Raw genomic sequence first — 8266 nt, 5'->3', positions numbered from 1 at the left:
AGCACGCACGGGTGACTCAGGTCCAGCGTGTTGCCGGTGCCGGAATCGTTGATGTAGAAGCGCTTGTCGTCGGGCATCAAGCGGTAGTACGAGGCCGTCAAACGTCGCGGAAACCGCCGGTATTATCAGCGCCAGGATGTGCTGATGATCCGGCAAATCCGCGCGCTTCTTTACGATCAAGGTTTCACCATCGGCGGCGCACGCTTGCGATTGTCCGGCGATGAAGCCAAAGACGACACCACTCAATACAAACAGATGATTCGGCAGATGATTGCCGAATTGGAGGATGTGCTGGTGGTTCTCAAGAAATAATTTCCTGCGTTTGAATACTTCCAGTTTTCAAACGCTTGCGATATATTCTTGGGCCTTCTTCGAGATGAAGAATGAGTTTCACGCCTAGTCGGGGCGTAGCGCAGTCCGGTAGCGCACTAGCATGGGGTGCTAGGGGTCGAGTGTTCGAATCACTCCGTCCCGACCATATTTCCTGAGTAAAATCAGACGTTTAAGCCGATCATCTAGATCGGCTTTTTTGTACCTGCGCAAAACCCGCGCAAAACTACCCGATGATTTCACTTATATTCAACTCCGGAATCGCCTCGGACCGGATGATTTCATCGTGGTCGCGCTAGTAGTTTGGTGACGAAACACCAGCGGATAACCGCCCATGCCAAGTCTCGAACGCTGCGCTTACGCGGCGCACCACCCTTGGCCTTGCTGTGATGACGGCAGTCAGGAGACGCGCAGATAATCGCACTGGTTGCCCGCCGGTTGCTTTCCGAGGGCACACCTCATAAACGTCGGCTACGTAGTGCGCTGTCGTAGAGTGGTTGGCGCGGTGCACGGCCAAGGCGATCGGGTTGTGGTTTACCGTGACATCCGGCTCCCGTGTACGCTCGGGCAATGCCGGTGCCGGTGCCGGTGCCGGTGCTGGCGCCACCGCCGCCGGCGAACAGGTCCACAACCAGTTCTTTTTCGAACGGCAGGCCCATGCTCGACTGGCCATGGATGACGTGGGGTAACTTCTGTTGTGCGGACATAGGGGATCCTCGCCGGCTGGCGTGCAAATAAATGGCTGTAGTAAATGGAGCTAGGCTTAGCTATTGGGTGTCCGATGAGGCAGGGCAAAATGGATACTTACATCGTTTCCACGGCTCGGAAGGACCACGACGGCAGGTATGTTGAGTTCGAGTGGGCGAAGTTGGACGGACATATGCGTGCCGTCGGGCATAGCCAAGTGGTCAGCTTTGATCAGGTCTGCGATGCACTCACTCGAGGCGACGAGGTTTTTGCCGTAGATAACCTCGGAGGAAATCGATCGAGGCTGTTTCTTGGGGTCGACACCTTTGGTGAGCGAATTATCGAGCTAGAAGCCAGCGTGTCCGAGCTTGAGCAAATTGGTGACCTCCCACGGTTTTAACCTCCAGACGCCTGCCTCGCCGGCTGGCGTGATTCGTTGAAGTGGAGTATTTGTGCTCGGTCCACCATGGAGCCGGAGGGAGAAGCGAAGTGAACGATTCAGCTATCAAGTACTTTCGTGTAGATGCGCCGCCCGCATGGGTTCAGTTTGATGCAACGAATTTGCAGGATGTCGTTTTGCTTGAGTCCAAAGGCGACGCACCCGGTAGCTACAGCGTTCGGTTTGAAACGATAAGAGCCCAGCGTCCTAATATCAGTGATCAACAATACGCTGACATTAAGCGCGGCATGACATATGAACAGGTGCTGGGTATCGTCAAGATTCCCGGTAAGGAGGCCGCCGGCGGCGGCAACGTGCAGATTTATACATGGGGGACGGAGGTGTACGTATATATGGTGGTGACCTTGGTGGATGGCAAGGTTCAATCCAAGTCACATTGACTCGGTTCAAGGTGTTGCATCGCCCACCGGCGGGATGCGCCGTTGTAGTACAGACTGGCCGCCTGTGCTGGTGGGTTTTGTCAGCAGCGCGTTGCGCCTGCTCTGTATCGTTTCCTTGTGATCAAGATCCTAAGTATTGGGATGGGGTCGAGCAACTTGAGGAACTCGACCCTGGAATCTTAAAACACAGAGAGTTAGCAAACTTGAAAGATGACATTGGTGATCTGATTTCTACAGAGCTCCTGATGCTAACGCGTTCGCACGTCTTTCTTCAGTCCAGCGTCGCGAGCTTCGTCGGCCGTAATTTCGCAGCGGAGTCTCTACGTATCTGAATGATATCTCAGACAGTAATAGTGTGAATGCCATTGCGACGGCGGTTGCAACTATCCGGGAAGATTCAGTTTCGAGTGCGGATATTCCAAAGCTTAAAGAGATTTCACGTGTGATTGCGAGTATGGGGAAGTGGGTGAGATAAATGGAATAAGATCTTGATCCTATATAAATTAGAACGCTTCGAAAAAGCCCGGAATTACCAGTGAGATTTTTTCCGGCAGAGCAAAGGAAGACTACAATTGCCGCGCTAGCAGCGACGAGCCCCATATAATATGGAGTGATGCTCATTTTTGAAAGTATCACCGGCATAGGTAGCGCAATAATAAAAACGACTTGCCAATGAAGCTTCTTGCCGTGGTTGAAAAATTTGCTTATCAAATCGTGTTTGTAGTGCCACGCAGCAGCAATCAACGATCCGTAGATCAGAGCATCACTTCTGATAAACCACAGTAGCTCTCCCCACGGGCGGATATGAAACGACTGATACAATGCGAAGCAAGCCATGAGAGCAATAACATATTTTCTACATTGTGCGAAAAAAAGAAGGATTGGCAATAATACATAAAATTGTTCTTCGAGTGAAAGGCTCCAGTAGTGCCAGATGGGAGTCGGCTTACTTGTTTCATGAGAGATCCAAATATATAAATTCTCTACGTTAAGAATTCCGAATAGCCAAGTTAACCTAACATCCTCCTGTGAGCCGAAAGTTCTAGAGACATTGAATGTTTCAGATATTAAAAGCGTGATTGTCGCCCAAAGCAGTGCGGCGGGCCATAATCTAAATAGTCTTCTAATCCAAAATTCGCCGGCGTATAAGGCGAAGGGCTCTTTGTGAGTAAGTGATGTCAGTAGAGATGATGTGATCAGGAAGCCTGAAATGCAAAAAAATAAGTCAACGCCACCGCCTAGCCAGAAATAGCCAATCCAGCTATCCCATGTTGGGTTTAAAAGTCCTAGATGTGCAATTATTGTTATGGTTATTGCGTATGCACGAATAACTTCAATATCTAAATTTTTTTTCATTTGTTTAATTCGTTTGATATTGGTTGAAATGTGGGTCGCGAAAATTTAGCTCGCGTTATACAGCATTTTTCACCACAAAATCCATTTCATGCTGCCCCGGTGTAAGCCCGCCAAGCACGGTCTTTTTCATTCCCGGAGAAAAGCACGCCCATCACCGCGCAGCAGTTGCTGCAGATCCTCCTGACTGCCGGCAACAAACCGATGTTTTTGCGTCTGCGCTGAATTTGGCCATGGACCGCGACCAGATCAACACGCGCCTTCGGATCGCGGCCTTCATTGCCCAGGCAGGGCTTGAGTCAGGCCAGTTCCGCTACGTGCCAGAGGCCGACGGGGAAGGGCAAAGGTACAAGGGGCGCGGCCTGATCCAGATCACAGGGCGCGACAACTATCTGGCTTGCAGCAAGGCCCTGTTCGGCGCCTACCACCATGGTGTGAGTGTCACAAACGCGACATGGCAGTCGGAATGGAAGGACCGCGACGCACGGGATGCCGAGGCCAAGGCCGCCAACGAGGCAACGGAGCGCACCCGAGAACAGGCCTACCAACTCTCAATCGACAAGGCGGTTCAAGATGGCCAACAGTTATTGATCGGGCGGCTGCTGCTGATGACTTCGCTCCACCAGGAACCACCGTGCGATGTCTTTAAAATCACAGGACGTTACACGCTGTATTTCATTTGAATTGGCCTGTAACTGCCGAACACGACTTATCTGGGTGAGGTAATCAATGCCGGCATACGCTCAATACCTGGATTGGCGCGCTTACGCCGATCGCTGGTCATACACCGAGCCTTACTGTCCCCAGCCGCTCAGATTGATTTTTACGCCGTCCGCGCGTGCTTCGAGAAGTAGCGCAAGCATAAGTGCCGCGCGCCAAGTGTAGCGATAACCCTTGACTTTGCCCGTGCTGCGCTCAACCACGTTATAGAGATACTTCTGTTTGCTAACGACCTGATAGCGAACAGGCTGAGTATCGGCAACAGTTTCCTTACATGAATAAAGTTCGGCGGTGCTCAGCGTTGCGCGCCGGGTAAATGCAGTAACGCAGTCAGCTCTTAATTGCATGGCGGGATGCATATTACTTTCTCTCTATCTCAGGAGTAGCGACTCTGTGGGGTTGCGCTCATGCGTATCTCGTGCGTAAAGGCAAACTACATCCGTGCCGGTTGCTGGCGAAATAAGGTGTTCACCTGAGATGTCTCGGTCGCCATTTGTTGTTGGCGAAAGATGGATGAAGAAAAAGATAAGCCGAAATTAAATCGTCAGTTCAGGTGTTCACCTGAGGGTCAGGTCACTGGCTGCCACTTACCATGAACTCACCGCACAACGAAACGGGCAGCAAGCCCGGACCGGCGGACTCATTCATTAAGCAAGCGATCGGAGATTCAACCATGCCCATGCCATGTTATGTGAGTATCGAAGGCCAGAACCAAGGCAAGATCGATGGTTCGAGCACCGTCGCCGGCCACGAAGGAATGATCCTCGTCCAAGCCGTTGAACACTTGGTCGACATTCCGAAGAATCCGCAAACCGGCTTGCCGGCAGGCAAGCGTGTACACCAGGGCATGACCCTGACCAAGGAAATCGACAAGTCTTCGCCCAAGCTGTTCCAGGCACTGACCTCGGGCGAACAACTGAAGACCGTGACCCTTGAGTTCTACCGCATCTCGCCAAAAGGCACAGAAGAGAAGTACTACACCATCGTCCTGTCCAACGCCGTGCTGGTCTCGACCCGTACCTGGGTGCCCAACGTGCTCGACCCTGAGTTCAAGCAAATGGGGCACATGGAAGACATCGGCCTGACCTACGAGAAGATTGTCTGGACCTGGGTGCCGGATGGTATCGAAGCCGAAGACTCGTGGCTCGCGCCAAAGGCTTAAGTCTGGCAGCCGGTGCATATGTCTAACGGCATATGCAAGACCGGACTCCACTTGGCGGTATTCCCGCCAGGTGCAGGGTAAGCCACTGCAAACCCCATTTATTGCGCTGCACGTCCGCGAAAAGACGGGCAGGGTGCCGCCACATTTAAGATGTCAGGAGTTGCATCATGATCAAGAAAGTTTCGATAGCAGCGGTATTGTTCACGTCTTTGTTGATGTATGGCTGTGCCAGTTATGCCGATCAGCCTTATGTCGATATTGGCGGGCGCCATGGCAATCTGCGCAATGCACAAGAACACATTTCCGCCGCGTGGCAGGCGATAAGCGCCGCACAGTCCGCCAACGACTCGCGACTCGGTGGCCACGCCGCTCGCGCCAAGGAGTTGCTGAGCGAGGCCAATGAAGAGCTGCGTATGGCGGCCGATGCTGCCAACAGAAATGAGCGCTGAGGCAGCGTGTCATTCCTGGCGACAATAGGCCTTCGGCGTGGTCCCGGTCATGCCGCGAAAGAAGGCGATGAATGCGCTGTCGCTGGTGAACCCCAGTTCCTGCGCCACCGTGGAGAGTCGTTCGTCGACGTTGAGCATTTCTACGGCGCGGATCAGTTTCCATTGCTGGCGCCACTCCTGGTAGGACATGCCGGTATCGCGACGCACCATTCTGGCGATGGTGCGCTCGCAGGCACCCACCTGCTGGGCCAGCTCGTGCAGTGCCGGAGGCAATCGTTCCAGGTGCTGACCGAGCATGGCCAGGCGACGATCAGAAGGTAACGGCAACAATAAGAACTCTTGCGCGGCATCACGTATTTCCGCGAGGCACAAGCTGATGATCTGATTCGCTTTGCCGGTTGACCAGTCAGTGGAAAAAGGCGCGAGGGAGATATGTATCAGCAACTCTCTAAGCAGTGGCGTGACCGCAAGTATTTTCGGAGTTGACGGTAAAGTGTCGACAAACGGCGCGCCGATGTACACCGATCGATAGTCGACAGCGCGACGGATTTTTGCGTGATGAACAATACCAGGAGGAATCCAGGCAATACGCGTCGGCGGAAGCATGCAAAGAAGTGCGGGGCGAGCCAATCGGATACGAACGCAGCCTTGGGAAGTAAAGAGAAGCTGCCCCATTAAATGGGAGTGTTCGCCGGAGTCATGATCTTCCAGGCGACATGAAACCCCGACGATAGGGTTGTTGTATGCCTCGGGAGCAAACTGGCTGAACGGGGCTATTTCTGCCATGAGGTGTGTCCTATTTCATATATTTTTTGTCAGTTGGTAGATGATAAGTTGAGCGCTGGCTAACTTACAATCGCCGCCGGACGGGGATCGCACACGATCAACCAAAGGTGTCTGGAGCCGGCACTAGCGAAGAATAAAACTGGTGCTGATTAGTTTTAATTTTGTATCCAATTTCAAAGAGTTGCGAATACGCGATCCTTCCGATTTTGACTAAGCGTGGCAGCAGTGGTGTCGTTTTTTGGATGAGGAAAGTCGCTTTTGTTGATTTTTTTATTGAAGATTACTTGTTCGTAAGTTGCTTTTGTTAATGCCCTCTATGGTGCGACTAACACTTGCTGAATTCACCTCGGGCCGCGTGTGAGATGTATGGAATGAGTGTTTTAGACGATACGCTGGGATCCGCGCCGATCAGTGAAGATCAACCGGCAGGTGCTAACCCGAGAGAGGGCGCAACCTACAGTGCCGCGCAGGAGCAAATCGACAAACTCACCAACATCAATGCCTCAAGTGGAGTCGACTGGACGCTACTGGCGGATCTGTGTTGCCGCGTGCTGCGGGAGGAGGGCAAAGACCTCAGCGCAGCAGTCTGGTTGCTGTGTGCCTGGACGTCCACGCGTGGCGGCGAAGGCTTGGCCAGCGGTATTCATGTTCTGCGCGAGGTGCTGGAAAATTATTGGAGCGAGCTGACCCCTGCGGTTTCCCGTCTCAGAGCGCGGCGCAACCAATGCGAGTGGCTGCTGGAATGGCTGGACGCAAAGTTGGGCAGCGCTTTTGAGCCGATCCCCGCCAGCCATCTGCAACGCCTGGTGGAAGACTGGGACGCCATCGACACCTTTTGGAAGGATCAGGACAGCGAGGGCCCGGGGTTTTTCCGGATGCGTCGACGGCTGCTGGACTTGCCTGTGCTGGCTGAGCTCGCGCCTGCTGTCGAGCCGGTTGCGCTGGCTGCCGAACCCGAAGCTGCGCCTGCTTCCGGTTCACAGCCCCAGCGTGCGGTAGCGCCAGTGGCACCGGCGATTGCGCCCGTGCTGCCGGCGGTCAGTGTGGAAAGTAATGACTCGGTCGAGAAGTCGATCGGGAGCGTTTTCAGCTCGTTGACGCCCGTCATCAATTTTTGTCTGGAACAGCAGGCAACGTTGCCGCTGTTGTACCGCCTGACCCGGCAAATGGCCTGGGTTACGGTCGAGCAGGCGCCACCCGCGCAAGCGAATGTCACCCGCCTGCCAGCACCACCGGAAAATCAGCTCGAAAGTTTTACACGCTTGCAGGCATCGGGTGACCCCTTGGACATCCTGCGATTTTGCGAGAGCCGGCTGGCGACCTATCCGTTCTGGCTGGACCTCAACCGGGCGAGTCACGGGGCGCTGACCAGATTGGGTGCGAGCGCTTCGGCCGCGGCCTCCTGTGTGGTCATGGAAACACGGCAACTGATTTGCCGGCTGCCGGTATTGGCAGAACTGAGCTTTGCCGACAGCCAGCCCTTTGCCGACGGCATCACCCGCAACTGGCTCGAGGAATTGCTCGGTTCGGACAGGGAAAGCACTGGCGGTCTGGACGCCATTGACCAGCTCATCGCCGAGGCGAAGCAGGCGGCCACGGAAGGACTTCTGGAGGATGCGCTGTCCACGCTGCAAAGTCGGGTTGAGCAGTCTGCCGCAGGTCGTGACCGGTTTCGCTTGCGCCGGGCGCAATGTGAATTGCTGCACCGTTTCGATCCAAGGGCGCAACTGACCGTTGCCCTCGATGTACTGCTAAAAGAAGCGCATGACGTGGGTCTGCAGCGATGGGAACCGGAGCTGGTTCGTCCGTTGCTGGAAATCGCTGTCGCAAGTGGCGAGGGCCGGGCTCGAAATGAATGGAGTGATCAACTGGCCGCGATGGATCTGCCGTCGCTGTGGAGGCTGTCGCGTGATACGACTTCCTGATCTCCTTTGATGTT

General features: G+C 54.2%; 9 protein-coding genes, 1 tRNA gene and 4 pseudogenes. 9 read left to right on the top strand and 5 right to left on the bottom strand.

The window, feature by feature from the left end; translation table 11 throughout:
• Positions 1-95, bottom strand: a pseudogene (locus ACQKP4_RS05355) (hypothetical protein); the annotation flags it as partial.
• A gap of 1 nt (position 96) precedes the next feature.
• Between ACQKP4_RS05355 and ACQKP4_RS05350 the strand changes: the two are divergent.
• Positions 97-312, top strand: a pseudogene (locus tag ACQKP4_RS05350) (MerR family transcriptional regulator); the annotation flags it as partial.
• An 89-nt stretch (positions 313-401) separates the two neighbouring features.
• Positions 402-478 (top strand) — tRNA-Pro (locus tag ACQKP4_RS05345).
• A gap of 154 nt (positions 479-632) precedes the next feature.
• Here ACQKP4_RS05345 and ACQKP4_RS05340 read toward each other — a convergent pair.
• A pseudogene (locus tag ACQKP4_RS05340) lies at positions 633-1037 on the bottom strand (DNA cytosine methyltransferase); the annotation flags it as partial.
• Positions 1038-1126: 89 nt separating this feature from the next.
• On the opposite strand from ACQKP4_RS05340, the gene ACQKP4_RS05335 reads away from it, so the two are divergent.
• Positions 1127-1417 (top strand): hypothetical protein, encoded by a 291-nt coding sequence (locus ACQKP4_RS05335; RefSeq protein ID WP_427631104.1) that lies wholly within the window; start codon positions 1127-1129, stop codon positions 1415-1417.
• Between the two features lie 89 nt (positions 1418-1506).
• Positions 1507-1857: a hypothetical protein gene (locus ACQKP4_RS05330; protein WP_427631102.1), complete on the top strand. Its 351-nt coding sequence runs from the start codon at positions 1507-1509 to the stop codon at positions 1855-1857.
• A gap of 231 nt (positions 1858-2088) precedes the next feature.
• On the opposite strand, the gene ACQKP4_RS05325 is transcribed toward ACQKP4_RS05330, so the two are convergent.
• A complete protein-coding gene (locus ACQKP4_RS05325; RefSeq protein WP_427631100.1) occupies positions 2089-3213 on the bottom strand; it encodes an acyltransferase family protein in 1125 nt (374 codons plus the stop codon).
• Between the two features lie 150 nt (positions 3214-3363).
• On the opposite strand from ACQKP4_RS05325, the pseudogene ACQKP4_RS05320 reads away from it, so the two are divergent.
• Positions 3364-3629, top strand: a pseudogene (locus ACQKP4_RS05320) (glycoside hydrolase family 19 protein); the annotation flags it as partial.
• A 15-nt stretch (positions 3630-3644) separates the two neighbouring features.
• Positions 3645-3893 carry a hypothetical protein gene (locus ACQKP4_RS05315; protein ID WP_427631105.1) on the top strand — a complete coding sequence of 83 codons (249 nt, stop codon included), beginning with the start codon at positions 3645-3647 and terminating at the stop codon, positions 3891-3893.
• A 111-nt stretch (positions 3894-4004) separates the two neighbouring features.
• Here ACQKP4_RS05315 and ACQKP4_RS05310 read toward each other — a convergent pair whose 3' ends face one another.
• Positions 4005-4289, bottom strand: coding sequence for a hypothetical protein (locus tag ACQKP4_RS05310; RefSeq protein ID WP_427631098.1), 285 nt, complete (start codon positions 4287-4289; stop codon positions 4005-4007).
• Positions 4290-4603: 314 nt separating this feature from the next.
• On the opposite strand from ACQKP4_RS05310, the gene ACQKP4_RS05305 reads away from it, so the two are divergent.
• Both ACQKP4_RS05305 and ACQKP4_RS05300 read left to right on the top strand, forming a co-directional pair.
• Entirely contained in the window at positions 4604-5092 is a 489-nt protein-coding gene (locus ACQKP4_RS05305; RefSeq protein WP_427631096.1) for an Hcp family type VI secretion system effector, read from the top strand.
• Positions 5093-5259: 167 nt separating this feature from the next.
• Positions 5260-5541, top strand: a complete 282-nt coding sequence (locus ACQKP4_RS05300; RefSeq protein WP_427631094.1) for a hypothetical protein — start codon at positions 5260-5262, stop codon at positions 5539-5541.
• 9 nt (positions 5542-5550) lie between these two features.
• On the opposite strand, the gene ACQKP4_RS05295 is transcribed toward ACQKP4_RS05300, so the two are convergent.
• Positions 5551-6327: an AraC family transcriptional regulator gene (locus ACQKP4_RS05295; RefSeq protein WP_427631092.1), complete on the bottom strand. Its 777-nt coding sequence runs from the start codon at positions 6325-6327 to the stop codon at positions 5551-5553.
• Between the two features lie 332 nt (positions 6328-6659).
• On the opposite strand from ACQKP4_RS05295, the gene tssA reads away from it, so the two are divergent.
• Entirely contained in the window at positions 6660-8252 is a 1593-nt protein-coding gene (tssA, locus tag ACQKP4_RS05290) for a type VI secretion system protein TssA (RefSeq protein WP_427631090.1), read from the top strand.
• Positions 8253-8266 lie beyond the last annotated feature (14 nt).

Source organism: Pseudomonas sp. NPDC086278, from assembly GCF_050280905.1.
Lineage (GTDB): Bacteria > Pseudomonadota > Gammaproteobacteria > Pseudomonadales > Pseudomonadaceae > Aquipseudomonas.
This window is presented reverse-complemented; position numbering and strand designations above follow the sequence as displayed.

Excerpts from the sequence above, each read along its gene's own strand:
- ACQKP4_RS05310 (WP_427631098.1), bottom strand. The coding sequence starts at position 4,289 with ATGCATCCCGCCATGCAATTAAGAGCTGACTGCGTTACTGCATTTACC.
- ACQKP4_RS05300 (WP_427631094.1), top strand. The coding sequence starts at position 5,260 with ATGATCAAGAAAGTTTCGATAGCAGCGGTATTGTTCACGTCTTTGTTG.
- ACQKP4_RS05305 (WP_427631096.1), top strand. The coding sequence starts at position 4,604 with ATGCCCATGCCATGTTATGTGAGTATCGAAGGCCAGAACCAAGGCAAG.
- ACQKP4_RS05295 (WP_427631092.1), bottom strand. The coding sequence starts at position 6,327 with ATGGCAGAAATAGCCCCGTTCAGCCAGTTTGCTCCCGAGGCATACAAC.
- ACQKP4_RS05325 (WP_427631100.1), bottom strand. The coding sequence starts at position 3,213 with ATGAAAAAAAATTTAGATATTGAAGTTATTCGTGCATACGCAATAACC.
- ACQKP4_RS05335 (WP_427631104.1), top strand. The coding sequence starts at position 1,127 with ATGGATACTTACATCGTTTCCACGGCTCGGAAGGACCACGACGGCAGG.